This is a genomic window from Allobosea sp. UC22_33 (assembly GCF_042700715.1).
Lineage (GTDB): Bacteria > Pseudomonadota > Alphaproteobacteria > Rhizobiales > Beijerinckiaceae > Allobosea.
In genome coordinates this window covers 1,263,811-1,280,146 of sequence record NZ_CP170556.1, presented here as the reverse complement: position 1 = coordinate 1,280,146, position 16,336 = coordinate 1,263,811, and the positions used below count along the sequence as shown (strand labels likewise).

Genomic DNA, 16,336 nt, shown 5'->3' with positions numbered 1-16,336 from the left:
GGCCGGGGCGCCACGCGCCCGAGCCCGGATCGCAGCTTAGTAGCACAAACCGGCGGCCGTGCTACCAAGCCTGGATGTCGCAGAGGCCGTCAGCGCGGCAGCGCCTTGACCTCGGTGTCGAACTTCTTGAGCAGGCGCGAACGCTCGGCCGGCGAGCCCCAGCGCGGGGTGTCGTAGTCGATCAGCTTCATCTCGGCGAATTTCGGTGCATCCGGCGAGAGCAGCGAATTCTTGTTCGACGGGATCGAGTTGATCTTCAGCTTCGCATTGATGTTCTGGGCATCGGGCGAGAGCGTGAAATCGACGAACTTGCGCGCCGCTTCCGAATTCTTGCCGCCCTTGATGATCGAGACCGAGCCGGTCTCGTAGCCAGTGCCCTCGCAGGGAGCGACCGTCTCGATCGGCGCGCCCTGCAGCTTCTGCGTCAGCATGTCGTGGATGAAGGCGATGCCGACCGCCGTCTCGCCGAGCGCGGCAGCCTTGACCGGCGCGATGCCGGACTTGGTGTACTGGCTGATGTTCTTGTGCAGGGCCTTGAGGTACTCGAAGCCCTTCTCCTCGCCGAGGCGCTGCACCGTCGTCGCCAGGAAGACATAGGCCGTGCCGGACGAGCTGGGATCAGCGATCTGGACCTCGTCGCGCAGCTTGGGATCGAGCAGGTCGGCCCAGCATTTCGGCGCGGCGATGCCCTTCTTCTTCAGGACCTCGGTGTTGTAGCCGACGCCGAGGGCGCCGAGATAGATGCCGTTGGTGCGGAACTTGGACTGCTCGGCATGGCGCTGCGCCCAGTCATGCAATTCGGGCAGCTTCGGTGACTTGTACTCGTCGAGCAGGCCTTCGTCGGCCGCCTGGAGATGCGGCTCGCCCGGCCCGCCCCACCAGACGTCGCCGCGCGGGTTGCTCGCCTCGGCCTTGACCTGCGCATAGACCTCGCCAGTGCTCTTTCTGACCATCGCGACCTTGATGCCGGTCGCCTTCTCGAACATCGCCGCGCCTTCGCGGCACTGCTCCTCGAGGATCGAGCAATAGACCGTGACCTGGCCCTGGGCGAAGGCCGGAGCCGTGAAAGCCAGGCCGGCGAAGAGCGCGCCAACGGACGCAAAACGCGAAGAAACCATCATCATCCTCCCGATCGGATTCGTTTGCCGACGAAAAGACCGACGGGAGAATGGGGAGTCAAGCGAAGCGCTGCTACGCCGCGCCGTCCGGCTTGTCGGGCACGGGAGCAGTCACCGCCTCGGCCGGCTTCGCGCGCTTCTTCTTGGCGACGGGCTTCTTGCGTCGCTTTGCCCGCGCCTTCGGCAATTGCGCCTCCTGCAGCATTTCGAGCTGAACCTGCTGGATCTCGGCGAGACGCTGCCATTGCCGGGTGACGAGATGGTCCATCTTCTCGTGCAGGTGCCGGATTTCGAGCTCGGCCTTCAGGTTGACTTGGTAATCGTTGAGCGAACGCAACCTGTCTTTCGAATCCTTCCGTTTCTGACTCATCATGATGATCGGCGCCTGCACCGCCGCGATGCAGGACAGGACAAGGTTGAGCAGGATGAAGGGATAGGGGTCGAAGGCCTTCAGATCGCCCATCAGCGCGTTGATCGCCATCCAAACGACCAGCACCACGCCAAAGCTGATCAGGAAGGCCCAGGAACCGCCGAAGTTCGCGAGATTGTCGGAGAAGCGCTCGCCGAGCGTGCGGTGCTCCTCAAAGTCGTCATCGGTGTTCTCGGCGATGGTCTCCTGCTGGGCGATACTCTCGGCAACCTCGCGGTCGAGATCCGAATATTCGCCGTGCTCCTCGCGCAGGATCTCCTCGACATAGCGGGTGCGATAGCGCGCAAGTTCCTTCAGGCTGATCAGCGCGTGATCGGGCATGTCGGGGAAATCGTTGCGGATATGGTCGGCGAGCGCTGGACGCAGCGTGCCGACCTCGACGAGGTTCCGGCGTGCCATCTCCTGCCCGCTGATGGCGCAGGTTCCGCGCTTCTTGCCGGCCGCACCGGCGAGGCTCGCCGGATCGGCCAGGGTCGCGAGAGCGCTCGACGGCGCCTCCGCGACCTGATCGTCATCTCGTTCCTGTGTCATTCCCTGCCTGTCATAGCGTCTCGTGCGTTCCGCAGACTGCACCTGATCCCAGTGCAGATACCAGCATTCGAAGATGCCCGGCCGATGGCAGCGGCCGCTGAAATGGGAACGCCCGGCGAGGCGGCCGCCTCTCCGGGCTCATGGTCACTGCCGGGCCACACTGGCCCGCAGGTGGTTTCGGTTTCAGCCCTTCGGCTTCTCGTTCGTCTCGGAAGCGTCGGAATCCTCTTCGTCCTCGCCTTCGCCGTCTTCCTCGGTCTCGTCCTCTTCGTCTTCCTCATCCTCTTCGTCGAGTTCGAGATACTCGTAGCCGAAGACGATCTCGCCGGTTTCCGGATCGAAGACACTGGCCGAGGAATCCTCGAACGCCTCGATCAGCAGCTCGGCATCATCGGGCCCGTCGACATCGAAGCGGCGCACGGCCTCCTCGCCATCGGCCTTGAGAACGAGCTCGATCGACCAGCCCTTCCCGGTGGTGTCGTAGATGCATTTCAGACCCTGGATCGCCAGCATGATGCTCTCTCCTGAGCTCGACCGATACGCGACAGCGCGCGCCGGATCAGATGCCCGACGCGCGTGACGGCTGCGCGACGCTGGAGAGGAGAAAGCCGTTGCGTCTGCTAGCCGGCGGCCTGCGCCAGGAAGCGCTCAACCTCATCGCGGCGCGGCGCGCCGCTGCGGCCGCCGAAGCGGGTGCATTTGATCGCGGCCGCTGCCGAGGCGAAGCGGATAGCCGCCGGCTCGGCCTGTCCCTCGGCCAGCGCCAGCGCGAAGGCACCGTGCCAGACATCGCCGGCACCGAGCGTATCCACCGTCTCGACGACGAAAGCCGGGCTGTGCCGGACCTCGCCACCCTCGACAAACAGCACACCCTCCTTGCCGAGCGTGACCGCGAGCCAGGTCGGGACACCGGCCGCCACCCTGGCGAGGCCGGCGCGCGGGTCTTCCTCGCCCGAGATCTCGCGCAAGGCCTGCTGGCTGAAGGCGACATGGCTCGCCGTGCCGACCAAATCGGGATGCGGCGGCTTGCGGTCGCCATCGAGCACGCCGGGAACGCCGGCGGCGCGAGCGAGCTTCAGGGCGGCCAGCGCCCCCTCCCCCCAGCGGGTATCGGCGAGCACGGCGCCGGCCCCCTTCGGCAGCTCGGCCGGCAGCCAGGCTGCATCCTCCGGCATGGCCGGATCGGAATAGGAGATCACCATGCGCTCGCCTTCGGCATCGACCAGGATGGCCGAGACCGGCGAGGTCAGGCCCGCGACGCGGCGCGCAAAGCCCGTATCGACGCCTTCCGATTGGAGATCGGCGACGATCTGGTCGCCGGTCAGGTCGTCGGCGAGGCGCGTCGCCAGCCAACAGGCGCCGCCGAGACGCGCGATCGCGACCGAGGCATTGCCGGCGCAACCGCCGCCGACGACGGCGAGCCCGCGTGAGCGGTACTTCTCGCCGCGCGTCGGCATGGTCTCGACGCTGTAGACATAGTCCAGCGTCGCGATCCCCAGGCAGAAGACGCCGGCCAAGACCTCACCAGCTCCCGGTGTTCGGCATGCTCGCCCACGGCTCGGCCGGGGCCTTCGGATCGCCCTTCTGGAGCAGTTCGATCGAGATGTTGTCGGGCGAGCGGATGAAAGCCATGTTGCCGTCGCGCGGCGGGCGATTGATGGTGACGCCGGCCTTCATCAGCTTGTCGCAAGTGGCGTAGATGTCGTCGACCTCATAGGCGAGATGACCGAAATTGCGGCCGCCGGTATAGTTTTCCGGGTCCCAGTTGTAGGTCAGCTCCAGCGTCGGGCGGCCGCGCGAGGCGCCGGCCTTGGCTTCGGCCAGATCATCGGAAGCCGCGAGGAAGACCAGCGTGAAGCGGCCCTTCTCGTTCTCGATGCGGCGGGTTTCGACCAGCCCGAACTTGTTGACGTAGAAATCCAGCGCCTGATCCAGATCGGTCACGCGCACCATGGTGTGGAGATATCGCATCGTCGTTCCTCGTTGAGGGGCGGCAGGGTTGATCCGTTTCCCAAATCAGGCAAGAGCATCGGCACTCTCGACCACCCCGCCAAGTCATCTGAACAGGACGCGCCATGACGACAACGCAAGACGGGCCGGCGACGGCACCGGCCGTGCGCGCCACGCCCGCCCAGATCGCGCAGATCAAGCAGCGCGCCGCGATCCTCTCGGTGATGGCGACGATCCTGCTGACGGCGGCGAAGATCGTCGGCGCGATCCTCTCCGGCTCGCTCGCCTTGCTGACCGACGCGCTGCAGGGCCTGGTCGATGTCGGCTCGACGCTGTTCACCTGGTTCGCCGTCCGCGCTTCCGACAAGCCGGCCGACGACGAGCACCATTACGGCCATGGCAAGGTCGAGGCGCTCGCCGCGCTGGTCGAGACCGCGATCCTGTTCACGCTCGCCGGCGCGATCCTGTGGGAGGCCGGCAACCGGCTCTGGACCAATGTCATCGCGCATGTCGAGGTGACGCCGCTCGTCATCGGCGTGCTCGTGCTCTCGATGATCGTCGACGCCATCCGCTGGCGCTCCCTGACCAAGGTCGCCAAGGAGACCGGCAGCGAGGCGCTGGCCGGCGAAGCCACGCATTTCTCCGCGGATTTCGTCGGTTCGGCGCTGGTGCTCGCCGGCCTGATCGGCATCTGGTACGGCTTCGAACGGGCCGACACGGCCGCCGCCTTCGCCATCGCGGCCTATACCGCCTTCTCGGCCTTTCGCCTGGCCCGGCGCGTGCTCGCCACGCTGATGGATACCGCTCCCGAAGGCGTCAGCGAGGCTCTGCGTGAGGCCGCGCGCGGCGTGCCGGGCGTCGTCGGAATCAACTGGCTGCGCGTGCGCCCGGCCGGCGGACGCGTCCATGGCGAGATCGGCATCAGCGTCTCGCGCACCCTGCCGCTCGACCGGGTGGTGGCGATCAAGGCCCAGCTCGCCGATGCCCTTGTGAAGGCCGAGCCCGGCGCCGAGATCACGATCACGGCCGATCCCGTGCAGGTCGATGACGAGACGGCGCTGGAGCGCGTGCTGCTGATCGCGCTCAAGCTCAAGATCCCGGCGCATCACGTCACGGTCCACTCGATCGGCGACAAGCTCTCGGTCAGCCTCGACATGGAGGTCGACCAGAGCCTCCCGCTCGGCGAGGCGCATGAGATCGCGACCCGGCTCGAAAGCGCGATCCGGGCCGAATTTGGCGGCGAGACCGAGGTCGAGACCCATATCGAGCCGATGGAGACCGGCCAGCCCGCCGGCCACAACGCCGCCTGGGAGACCGTCGAGGATATCGGCAAGGCGCTTGCGGGCGAGGCTGCGAAAGTCGCCGGGCCGATCCACGACATCCACAGCGTGCGCGTGCGCCAGACCGCCAAGGGCCTGGTGGTCAACTACCATTGCCGCGTCGACCCGACGCTCAATGTCGCCGCCGTGCATGATGCGGTCGACGCGATCGAGCGCGCGGTCCGCCTTGCTCGGCCACAGGTCTGCCGGCTGGTAAGCCATGCGGAACCGGCGGTTCCGGCCAGTTCCTGATGCGCCCAGCCGTCATTCTCGGGCGAAGCGAAGCGCAGACCCGAGAATCTCTTTCCAGAGGAGGCTCCGAGCCTCCTTGTCATGAGATGCTCGGGTCAAGCCCGAGCATGACGACCTGCTTTCCGCCATGACGGCGCGTTTCCCTCCCGCGCCGCCATGCTCTAGAAACACCCCCTGACCTTCGCCATCAGGGTTCCCATGCGTACCGAAGATGCTCCGCTGATCCGCCTCGAGGACTACCGCCCCAGCGACTGGCTGATCGACACCGTCGATCTCGACGTCAGCCTGCATCCGCAGAAGACGCGGGTGCGTACGCTGCTGGCGCTCCGGCCGAACCCGGAAGGACAACCCGGCGCGCCGCTGAAGCTCGATGGCGACGAACTCGTGCTGAAATCGCTCGCCATCGACGGCAAGCCGCTCGACGCGTCCGCCTATACGGTGACGCCGCAGGCGCTGACGATCCCCAGCCCGCCGTCGCACGACTTCACGCTGACGATCGAGACCGAGCTCGACCCTTCCGCCAATACCAAGCTGATGGGGCTCTACCGCTCGTCGAAGGTCTATTGCACGCAATGCGAGGCGGACGGCTTCCGCCGGATCACCTATTTCCTCGACCGGCCCGACGTGATGAGCGTCTACACGGTCAGGCTCGAAGCGGCGAAGGCCGAGGTGCCAGTGCTGCTCTCCAACGGCAATCTGGTCGCGGCGGCCGAACTGCCCGGAGGAGACCGGCATTTCGCCGTCTGGCACGACCCGCACCCCAAGCCGGCCTATCTCTTCGCGCTGGTGGGCGGGGCGCTTGACCATGTCCGGCAGGACTACGTCACCGCCGACGGCCACAAGGTCGAGCTCGCCGTCTATGTCGAGCCCGGCAAGGCCGAGCGCGCCGGCTGGGCGCTGGATTCGCTGGTGCGCTGCATGCGTTGGGACGAGCAGGTCTTCGGCCGCAACTACGACCTCGACGTGTTCAACGTCGTCGCCGTTTCCGATTTCAACATGGGGGCGATGGAGAACAAGGGCCTCAACATCTTCAACGACAAATACGTCCTGGCCGATCCGCAGACCGCGACCGATGGCGACTACGCCTCGATCGAGGCGATCATCGCGCATGAGTATTTCCACAACTGGACCGGCAACCGCATCACCTGCCGCGACTGGTTCCAGCTCTGCCTGAAGGAAGGGCTCACCGTCTTCCGCGACCAGGAATTCTCCGCCGACGAGCGCTCGCGCCCGGTGAAGCGCATCGCCGATGTCCGCACGTTGCGCTCGACCCAGTTCTCCGAGGATGCCGGCCCCCTCGCCCACCCGGTGCGGCCGCGCGCCTACAAGGAAATCAACAACTTCTACACGCCGACGGTCTACGAGAAGGGCGCGGAAGTCATCCGCATGCTCAAGGTGCTGATCGGCGACGACGCCTTCAAGCGCGGCATGGACCTCTATTTCGAGCGCTGCGACGGCACCGCCGCGACGATCGAGGAATTCCTCGCCTGCTTCGCCGAGACCTCCGGGCAGAATATCGACCATTTCGCCAGGTGGTACGAGCAGGCGGGCACGCCGACCATCGTCGCCTCGGGCCGCTACGACGCGGCGGCGAAGCGCTACACGCTCGACCTGGCACAGAGCACGCCGCCGACGCCGGGCCAGGCCGAGAAGCTGCCCGTCGTCCTGCCGATCACGCTCGGGCTCGTCGGCGCCAAGGGCGACCTGCCGCTGAAGACGGCTTCGAACGCCTATGCCGGCGACGGGCTCGTCGTGCTCGACCAGTCGTCCCTGTCGGTGACCTTCGACGATGTCGCGGAAGCGCCGATCCCCTCGCTGATGCGCGGCTTCTCCGCTCCGGCACGGCTCGACCTCGACCTGTCGGATGCCGACCTGCTGCGGCTGTTCTCGGCCGACAGCGATTCCTTCAATCGCTGGCAGTCGCTGCAGAGCGTCGCCACCCGCGCGCTCGTGACCGCCGGCAAACCCGGCGCCGATGCCGATGTACTGACGGCAACCGCCGGCAAGCTCGGTGAGGCGTTGCAAGCCTTCCTCAAGAGCGATGCGCTGTCCGACCCGGCCTTCGCGGCGCAGGTCCTGCGCCTGCCGGCACCTGCCGATATCGCTCGCGAGATCGGTGGGGATGTCGATCCCGATGCGATCTTCGCCGCCCATCGCAAACTGTCGGGCGCGATCGGCAAGGCGCTGCTCGGCGAATTGCCCGGCCTGCGCGGGGCTCTGGCGTCAAGCGGCGCCTATCGCCCCGATGCGGCCTCGGCCGGGCGGCGGGCGCTGCGCAACGAATTGCTCGGGCTCGCGGCGCTGGCGGCCCCGGCCGAGGCCGCCGATCTCTGCGAGGAGCAGTTCGCCGCGGGCGATAACCTGACCGATCGCCTCGCCGCGTTGGCTGCAATGACGCTGATCCCCGGCGAGCGCCGCGAGGCTCTGATCGCGCGCTTCGCGGAGGCCTATGCGGGCGAGCCGCTGGTGCTCGACAAATGGCTGATGGCGCAGGCGCTGATCGCCGAGGCGGGCACGCTGGAGCGCGTCAAGACGCTGATGCAGCATCCGGCCTTCTCGCTCGGCAATCCCAACCGCGTGCGGGCGCTGATCGGCGGCTTCGCGGCGAACCTGACCCAGTTCAACCGGGCCGATGGCGCGGGCTACGATTTCGTCGCCGATATCGTCGTCGCGCTCGACAAGACCAACCCGCAGGTGGCCTCGCGCCTGCTCGGCTCGTTCAAGAGCTGGCGCATGCTGGAGCCCGGCCGCAAGCGCCTCGCACAGGAGGCGCTGAGCACCGTCGCGCGCCTGCCGAACCTGTCGCGGGACGTTGCCGACATCGCCGAAAGGGCGCTCGCCTGAGCGCTCCCCGGAATGGTTAACGCCGACCTGTCCAAAACATTAACGTTTCATTACCCGCGCAGGATTCATCCGCATAAGCGCTACAACCTAAAGGAGAATTCGACACTCCTGACTCAACTCAGGGCTAGACAAACCGAGGCGCCCGGATTCAACTGACGGTGATTCGCGGGGATGCGGCACGTCTCCCGATCTTACTGACGGTAAAGTTCCGAAGGGGGACCGGGCATGTCGCGTGCCAACGCGGGCTGCGCACCTGTGCGCGCCGATACGATTCTGGGTGTGGCGCGTTCGCTGACGCACCCTCTGTATCATCGTTTCGAAAGCTTCGAACCCACCTTCCGCACCGCGATTCCCGCGTTTGTGGGGCTTTTCCTCATCATTCTCTGCGCTGGCGCACTGATCCAGACAGCGGCGATGCGCGACGACGCCCTCGTCGACGCCGCCGGCGACATGGACCTGGTCTCGGCCCTGGTCGCCCGGGAGCTCGACACCGCCACGCTGGCAGGCAAGGAGCCGGCAGCGGTGCTGGCGGCGCTGACCGCCCGCCACCTCGCCGCCCATGGCCGCTTCGTCCATGTCAGCGGCGCCGATGGCCGCGTGATCGCCAGCGAGCCGGTGATCGGCCAGACCCAGCGCACGCTTGTCGACTTCCTTGGCCAGACCCAGCCGCTCACCGTGTTCGGCGACCGCGCCGGCGTGATGCGCATCACCCTGCCGAACGGCGCCGATGTCTTCGCCAGCGTGCGCAATCTTGCCGCCCCGCTCGGGCAGGTCGCGGTGCTGCAGCCGGTTTCGCGGGCGCTCTCGACCTGGCAGCTCCGCCGTTCGGGCCTGATTATCCTGTTCGGCTCCGCCGGCCTCATCCTCGGCGTCACCACGCTCGCCTTCATGCTCCAGTCGAAGCGAGCCAGCGCCGCCGACCAGGATTGCGACTGCGTCCGCGAACGCATCGACACGGCGCTGAACCGCGGCCATTGCGGCCTCTGGGACTGGGACCTCGCGCGCGGCCGGATCTACTGGTCGGATTCGATGTATGCCCTGCTCGGCTATGACCGCACCGGCGAGTACATGTCCTTCGGCGAGGTCTCGAGCTTCATCAACCAGGAGGATGTCGACCTCTATGCGCTGGCCGACGCGATCAGCCGTGGCGAGGCCGACCATCTCGACCGCGAATTCCGCGTCCGCTCAGCCGCCGGCGAATGGATCTGGCTGAAGGCTCGCGCCGAGCTGGTGATCGACCGCCGCACCCGCTCCCGCCATCTCGTCGGCATCGTCGTCGACATCTCCGAGCAGCGCCGCATGGCCGAGCGCACCGCGACCTCGGACGCCCGTCTGCGCGACGCCGTCGAGGCGATCTCGGAAGCCTTCGTGCTCTGGGATGCCGACAACCGCCTCGTGCTCTGCAACGCCAAATACCAGCAGCTTCACCAGCTCCCGGCGGACGCCCTGCAATCCGGCGCCTCCTATGACGAGATCATGGAGCTTTCCGCCCAGCCGCAGATCGACCGCGAGCCGATGCGGGTCCAGCGCGGCACTGCCGGCGCCTCCTACGAGGCCCGCCTGTCGGATGGCCGCTGGCTGCAGATCAACGGCCGCCGCACCAAGGATGGCGGCTCGGTCTCGGTCGGCACCGACATCACCAAGCTCAAGCAGCAGGAAGAGCGGCTGACCCAGTCCGAGCACCAGCTCCTGATGAACGTCACCGACCTCAAGGCCTCCCGCCAGAAGCTCGAAACCCAGGCCCAGCAGCTCGCCGACCTCGCCGAGCGCTATCTGAAGCAGAAGGCCTCCGCCGAAGGCGCCAACCGCGCCAAATCCGAATTCCTCGCCAATATGAGCCATGAGCTGCGCACGCCGCTCAACGCCATCATCGGCTTCTCCGAGATCATGGAGAACGGCATGTTCGGCCCGCTCGGCGAGAAGTACACCGACTATGTCCGCGATATCCGCTCCAGCGGCGGCTATCTCCTGAGCATCATCGACGACATCCTCGACATGTCCCGCATCGAATCCGGCCGGATGCGGCTGGAGAAAACCGAGATCGCGCTCGGCCCGGTGCTCGACCAGGCGCTGCAGAAGGTCCAGCCCGAGGTGGAGCGCAAGCAGCTCGTCCTCGCCATCGAAGGCCCGCTCGACACCCATCTCGAAGCCGACCCGCACGCGCTCTACCAGATCCTCGGCAACCTGCTCGACAACGCCGCCAAGTTCACGCCCGAAGGCGGCCGGATCGCGGTCCGTACCCGCCATGTCCCCGGCGCGCTCAACATCTTCATCGAGGATACCGGCATCGGCATCCCCAAGGAGAAGCTCGATCGCGTCGGCAGGCCCTTCGAACAGGTCGAGGGCGATCTGGTGCGCAGCTACAAGGGCTCGGGGCTCGGCCTCGCCATCGCCCGCTCGCTCACCGAGCTGCATGGCGGTTCGCTCCGGCTGCGCTCGGCGATGGGAGCCGGCACCATCGTCATGGTCCACCTGCCGCTCGACGGCGGCGCGGGACGGGTCACAGCGCAGGCGGCGTGATCGGGCACGACCATATTCAGATTACGAGGACAGCGCGGGGAACCCCTCTCCTGTAAGGAGAGGGGCAGGGGTGAGGTGTAGGCCGTTGGACCAGTGCTTCGCAGCTTCATCGCTGCGCAGCGACCACCTCACGGCAATCACGGTGAGCGGCCTACCCCTCACCCTGCCCTCTCCCTACGGGAGAGGGTTCCCCGCGACATCTGGATGACGCCCTATCCCTTCCGAGCCTCGCCCAACACGCGGGTGAAGATCGCCCTCACCGCGCCGCGGACCTCGTCCAGCTCGGCCTTCAACACCTTCGCATCCGGCCGGCCGACAGCCGTCGCGATCCGGCGCAGCACCCGGGGCGGCACGGCCTTGGGATCGAAAGCCTCCTCGACCGTGAAGCGCTGCCAGAGCTGAACGTCGCCGATCAGGCGATGCGCTTCCAGCAGGGTCGAGGCATCCCCGTCCGACAGCAGCCCGGCAGCCTTGGCCGCGGCGAAGACCGAGGCTGTGTCGTTGACGATCAGACCGGGATGCTCGCTGGCATGGGCGAGCAGCAGGAACTGGGCGAGAAAATCGAGATCGGTGATGCCACCGGCCGCGAGCTTCAGGTCCCAAGGGTCCTTCTCGCCCTTCTCCTTAGCGATCAGCGCGCGCATCTCGGCGACCGCCGTCGCGACCTTGGCCGGCTCGCGCTTGCGCGAGAGGATCGCGCGGATCGAGGCTTCCGCGCGCTTCGCCAGACCGGCATCGCCCGCGACGACGCGGGCGCGGGTCAGCGCCATCTCCTCCCAGATTTCGGCCTCGCCGGAATGGTAGGCCTCGAAACCGGCGAACTGGGTCGCGGCCGGGCTCTTGTTGCCGGTCGGGCGCAGGCGCATGTCGACCTGATAGAGCGTGCCGCGCCGCGTCGGCACGGTCAGCGCCGCGACGAGGCGCTGGGTGAAGCGGACATGCCAGGTGACGGGGTCGAGGCTGCGGGCGCCGTCGCTCGGCCCGGCCTCCTCCGGCCGGTCATAGAGCAGGATCAGGTCGAGATCGGATGAGGGCGTGAGCTCGCCCGCGCCGAGCCGGCCGAGGCCGAGCACGACGGTCTCTGCTCCCTCGATCGCGCCGTGATCTTCGACAAAGGACCTGCGGGTGTCGGTGAAAGCGACGCGCAGGCAGGCTTCCGCCACCGCGCAATAGGCCTGCCCTGCCCCTTGCGCCGGATAGACGCCGGAGAGCAAGCGGGCACCGACGAGGAAATTCTCCTGCCGGGCCGCGTCGCGCAGGCGGTCGAGCCCGTCCTCGACGCTGGGCGGCGGGGAGCCGACATGGTTGCGGATACGGCGCTCCAGCGCTTCGACATCGAGCACCGCCTGCCCGAAGGCGGGATCGATGACGCCGTCGAGCACATGCGGGTGCAAGGCCGCGACCTTGGCGAGCCGCGGCGCGCTGCCGAGAATCTCGGCGAAGAGCGTCAGCAGGGAATCGTGCGAGCGCAGCAGCGTTAGCAGTTCGACCGCGGCGGGCATGCGGACGAAGGCATTGTCGAGATGGGCGAGCGCGCCGTCGGGATCGGCGGTGCGGCCGAGCGCGACGAGCAAGGCCGGTGTCAGCTCCGTCAGCACCTCGCGGGCGCGGGCGCTGGTGACGGCGGCGCGGCGGCCGAAATGCCAGCCGCGCACCGTTTCCGCCGCTGTGGCGCCCTCCCGGAAGCCAAGCTTGCCGAGCGTCTCGATCGTTTCGGGATCGGCTTCCGAGCCGGTGAAGCTCAGCGTTCCCGCTTCGGAAGCCAGGCTCGGCCCTTCCTCGAAGAGCAGGGCGTAATGCCCCTCGACGCGTTTCGCATGCGCCGTCAGCGCCTTGCCGAAGGCGGCCGTCGAGGGATAGCCGCAGAAGCGGGAGAAGGCTTCGAGATCGCCCGCCGCCTTGGGCAGGGTCTGCGTCTGCTCGTCGGCCTGCATCTGCAGGCGGTGCTCTATGGTGCGCAGCCAGCGATAGGATTCGGAGAGTTCGTCGCGGGCCTGCGGGGTGATCCAGCCTTCCGTCGTCAATTCGCCGAGCATCTCCAGCGTGCGCGGGCCGCGGAGCGCCGGGCGGCGGCCACCGAAGACGAGCTGCTGGGTCTGAACGAAGAACTCGATCTCGCGGATGCCGCCGCGCCCGAGCTTCACGTTATGGCCGGCGACCGCGATGGTCTCGTGACCCTTCACGGTCTGGATCTGGCGCTTCATCGCGTGAATGTCGGCGATGGTGGCGAAATCGAAATACTTGCGCCAGATGAAGGGCGCGAGGTCTTTCAGGAAGCGGCGGCCGAGCTCGATGTCGCCCGCGATCGGCCGCGCCTTGATCATGGCGGCGCGTTCCCAGTTCTGGCCGACCGTCTCGTAATAGGAATAGGCCGAGGGCAGCGAGACGGCGACATGGGTCGAGGCCGGGTCCGGCCGCAGGCGCAGGTCGACGCGGAAGACGTAGCCGTCCGGCGTGCGCTCCTGGATGATGCGCGCGATCTGCTGGGTGAGCTTGACGAAGAAGCTCGTGGGCTCGCCGACGCCGGCGGCTTCCGCCGCCTCGGGGTCGAAGAAGACGACGATGTCGATGTCGGAGGAATAGTTCAGCTCGCCGGCACCATGCTTGCCGAGCGCCAGCACGACGAGACCGGAGCCAGCGCCGGGATCGGCGGGATCGGCGAGGTTGATCCGGCCGAGATCGGCTGCCCGACGCAAAACGTGGTTCGTGGCGAGACGTGTTGCCGCGTCTGCGGTTGCGGTGAGAGCGCCCGTCACGGTCTCGACATCCCAGGCGCCACCGATATCGGCAAGCGCGACCAGGAGCGCCATGGCGCGGCGGAAGCGGCGCAATTCGCGCATCAGGTCGGCGGTTTCGCAGCCGGTCTCGGCGAAAGCCGTAATGCCGCTCAGAAGCGCGTCGCGGCGCGCCTCCGGCGCCTCCGTCAAGGCAGCGAGCAGCCCAGCGGGGTCGAAGCGCATGATCTGCGTCAGGAAGGGCGAATGGGCGAGGATGCCGGCGACAAGCGCCGCGCTCGCCGGATGCTCGGCCAGATGCGCGTTCAGCGCTCCGGCCGCTTCCTCGTCATGCAGCCGCTCGATCAGCTCGCGCTTGAGCAGCGCCTCGGCCTTGGCCTTGGCCGGCAGGACCGGCGCCGCCTCGAGCCTGTCACAGAGCCGTTCCGCCATCGTTCATCGTCCTGCCTCAGAGGCTGGGCAGGCCAGCAGGGTTTGATGCCGCTGTCGAGGCGGCTGGCTCCGGGAGGGCCGGCGTGTCCACAGGCTTAGGCGCGTCGGCCGGCAGGAGGATAACCACGCGCAGGCCCGGCGCGTTGTCCTCCAGCTTGAGCTGACCGCCATGCAGGCGTACGACGCCGGCCGCCAGTGAGAGTCCGAGCCCGAAGCCCGGCTTGCTGCGGCTGGCATCGAGCCGCACGAAACGGTCGAGCACGCGGCCGCGATCGGCCTCGGGGATGCCGGGCCCGTGATCGGCGACGGACAACTCGACCTGATCGCCGATCTGCCGCGCCGAGACCGACACGCTGCCGTCGCCGCCCTGCTCCGGCGCGCCGTATTTCAGGGCATTGTCGATCAGGTTGTTGAGCGCTTGCCCGATCAGCTCGCGATTGCCGCGGATCTTCAGGTTCGGTGCGACCTCCGAGGTCAGAGAGAGGCCGGCTTCCTCTGCGAGCGGCTCGTAGAGTTCGGCGAGCCCTGAGACGATCTCGGAGATGTCGAGCTCGCTCATGTTCTCGCTGATCCGGCCGGCTTCCAGCCGCGCGATCATCAGGAGTGCGTTGAAGACGCGGATCAGGTTGTCCGCCTCCTCGATCGCGCCGTCGAGCGCGGCGCGCAACTCATCCGGCGCCTTCGCCGTGCGCAGCGCCTCCTCGGCGCGGTTGCGAAGGCGGGTCAATGGCGTCTTGAGGTCATGGGCGATGTTGTCGGTGACCTGCTGCATGCCCGCCATCAACTCGCCGATGCGATCGAGCATGGCATTGAGGTTGAGCGCGAGCCGGTCGAGCTCGTCGCCGGTGCCGGTAATGTCGAGCCTGCCCTTCAGGTCGCCTGCCATGATGCCATGCGCGGTCTCGCTCATGCCGTCGATGCGCTTGAGCACGCGCCGCGCCACGAACCAGCTGGCGAAGCAGCCGAGGATGAAGACCAGTGCCAGCGACCAACCCGCGGCGCGTCGGATGACGATACCCAGCCGCTCGCGCTCCTCGAGGTCACGGCCGACGAGCAGACGGAATCCGGCCGGCAGCAGGTAGACGCGCACGAGCGCATGGCTCGGCCGGTCGACCGACTCGCTGGAACGGGCATATTCGATCTCGCTCTCGCCGGTGCGGTCGAGCGTGCCCGGCGGGATCGCCTCGACATTGCCGGCGATGCGCTCGCCGACCGGCGTGGTGACGAGATAGAGCGAGGCGCCGGGCGCCCGCGAACGACGCTCGACGATGTTGACGATACGGCGGATGCCGCCCTGGCGCTGCTGCTCGGCCAGGCCCTGAATCTCGGCGTCGATGGTCGAGCGGATCTGGTCGTCGAGCAGGCGCTTGGCGTTCCAGGCGACGTAACCCAGCACGAAGGCGGCGAAGAGCGCGAAGATGACGAGATAGGCTGCCGTCAGCTTGAAGGCGGTCGTGCGGAACAGCGTCGGCAGGAACTTCTGGCGTTTCCGCGGAATAGCGTCAGCGGCTGTCACGGACCATGTATCCTGCGCCGCGGATGGTGTGGATCATCGGCAGCTCGAAACCCTTGTCGACCTTCGAGCGCAAGCGGCTGACATGCACGTCGATGACATTGGTCTGGGGGTCGAAATGATAGTCCCAGACATTCTCCAACAGCATCGTGCGGGTCACGACCTGGCCGGCATGCTTCATGAGATATTCGAGCAGGCGGAATTCTCGCGGCTGCAGCACGATCTCCTGGCCCTCGCGGGTGACGCGGTGGGCCAGCCGGTCGAGCACGAGTTCGCCGACGCGATAGGTGGTGGGCTCGGAGGCAGGCGCGCCGCGGCGGCGGGCCAGCACCTCGACGCGGGCCAGCAGCTCCGAGAAGGCATAGGGCTTGGGGAGATAGTCGTCGCCGCCGGCGCGCAGGCCCTTCACCCGGTCGTCGACCTGGGCGAGCGCCGAGAGGATCAGCGCGGGGGTATCGTCCTTCTGCTCGCGCAGGGAGCGGATCAGCGACAAGCCGTCGAGACGCGGCAGCATGCGGTCGATGACCAGCACGTCATAGCCGCCGCCTTCGGCCATGGCATAGCCTTCCAGGCCATCCGCGGCATGGTCGGCGACATGGCCGACCTCGCGGAAAGCCTTGGTCAGATAGGCCGCAGCCTCGGCATCATCTTCGACGATCAGGAGTCGCATAGGCCAACCCTATCTCAAGAAA

At 67.3% G+C, this 16,336-nt stretch carries 11 protein-coding genes; 3 read left to right on the top strand and 8 right to left on the bottom strand.

All coding sequences use genetic code 11. From position 1 onward, the window contains the following. Window positions 1-89: 89 nt before the first annotated feature. The 5 genes from ACFJGT_RS06020 to ACFJGT_RS06000 all read right to left on the bottom strand — a co-directional run bounded on the left by ACFJGT_RS06020 (window position 90) and on the right by ACFJGT_RS06000 (window position 4,050). Complete coding sequence (locus ACFJGT_RS06020; protein WP_377846866.1) at window positions 90-1,118, bottom strand: ABC transporter substrate-binding protein; 1,029 nt, start codon at window positions 1,116-1,118, stop codon at window positions 90-92. Window positions 1,119-1,191: 73 nt separating this feature from the next. Next, the gene (locus tag ACFJGT_RS06015; protein ID WP_377846864.1) at window positions 1,192-2,079 is read right to left on the bottom strand and encodes a DUF1003 domain-containing protein; all 888 of its coding nucleotides are present in this window, start codon (window positions 2,077-2,079) and stop codon (window positions 1,192-1,194) included. 183 nt (window positions 2,080-2,262) lie between these two features. After that, window positions 2,263-2,592 carry a hypothetical protein gene (locus ACFJGT_RS06010; RefSeq protein ID WP_377846862.1) on the bottom strand — a complete coding sequence of 110 codons (330 nt, stop codon included), beginning with the start codon at window positions 2,590-2,592 and terminating at the stop codon, window positions 2,263-2,265. A gap of 107 nt (window positions 2,593-2,699) precedes the next feature. Beyond that, complete coding sequence (locus ACFJGT_RS06005) at window positions 2,700-3,596, bottom strand: PfkB family carbohydrate kinase (protein ID WP_377846860.1); 897 nt, start codon at window positions 3,594-3,596, stop codon at window positions 2,700-2,702. A gap of 4 nt (window positions 3,597-3,600) precedes the next feature. Beyond that, window positions 3,601-4,050, bottom strand: coding sequence for a VOC family protein (locus ACFJGT_RS06000; protein ID WP_377846858.1), 450 nt, complete (start codon window positions 4,048-4,050; stop codon window positions 3,601-3,603). Window positions 4,051-4,154: 104 nt separating this feature from the next. Here ACFJGT_RS06000 and ACFJGT_RS05995 point away from each other — a divergent pair, with 104 nt between their 5' ends. The 3 genes from ACFJGT_RS05995 (at window position 4,155) to ACFJGT_RS05985 (ending at window position 10,964) form a co-directional block, all read left to right on the top strand. Next, a complete protein-coding gene (locus ACFJGT_RS05995) occupies window positions 4,155-5,600 on the top strand; it encodes a cation diffusion facilitator family transporter (protein WP_377846856.1) in 1,446 nt (481 codons plus the stop codon). Window positions 5,601-5,798: 198 nt separating this feature from the next. Beyond that, complete coding sequence (gene pepN, locus ACFJGT_RS05990; RefSeq protein WP_377846854.1) at window positions 5,799-8,444, top strand: aminopeptidase N; 2,646 nt, start codon at window positions 5,799-5,801, stop codon at window positions 8,442-8,444. A 225-nt stretch (window positions 8,445-8,669) separates the two neighbouring features. Further along, complete coding sequence (locus ACFJGT_RS05985; protein ID WP_377846852.1) at window positions 8,670-10,964, top strand: PAS domain-containing sensor histidine kinase; 2,295 nt, start codon at window positions 8,670-8,672, stop codon at window positions 10,962-10,964. Window positions 10,965-11,176: 212 nt separating this feature from the next. Here ACFJGT_RS05985 and ACFJGT_RS05980 read toward each other — a convergent pair whose 3' ends face one another. The 3 genes from ACFJGT_RS05980 to ACFJGT_RS05970 are packed head-to-tail and all read right to left on the bottom strand — an operon-like array spanning window position 11,177 to window position 16,314. After that, window positions 11,177-14,131, bottom strand: a complete 2,955-nt coding sequence (locus tag ACFJGT_RS05980; RefSeq protein ID WP_377846850.1) for a bifunctional [glutamine synthetase] adenylyltransferase/[glutamine synthetase]-adenylyl-L-tyrosine phosphorylase — start codon at window positions 14,129-14,131, stop codon at window positions 11,177-11,179. Between the two features lie 16 nt (window positions 14,132-14,147). Then, window positions 14,148-15,647 carry a sensor histidine kinase gene (locus ACFJGT_RS05975; RefSeq protein WP_377846848.1) on the bottom strand — a complete coding sequence of 500 codons (1,500 nt, stop codon included), beginning with the start codon at window positions 15,645-15,647 and terminating at the stop codon, window positions 14,148-14,150. Beyond that, window positions 15,634-16,314 (bottom strand): winged helix-turn-helix domain-containing protein, encoded by a 681-nt coding sequence (locus ACFJGT_RS05970; protein ID WP_377846846.1) that lies wholly within the window; start codon window positions 16,312-16,314, stop codon window positions 15,634-15,636. The genes ACFJGT_RS05975 and ACFJGT_RS05970 overlap by 14 nt, the downstream gene beginning before the upstream one ends. Window positions 16,315-16,336 lie beyond the last annotated feature (22 nt).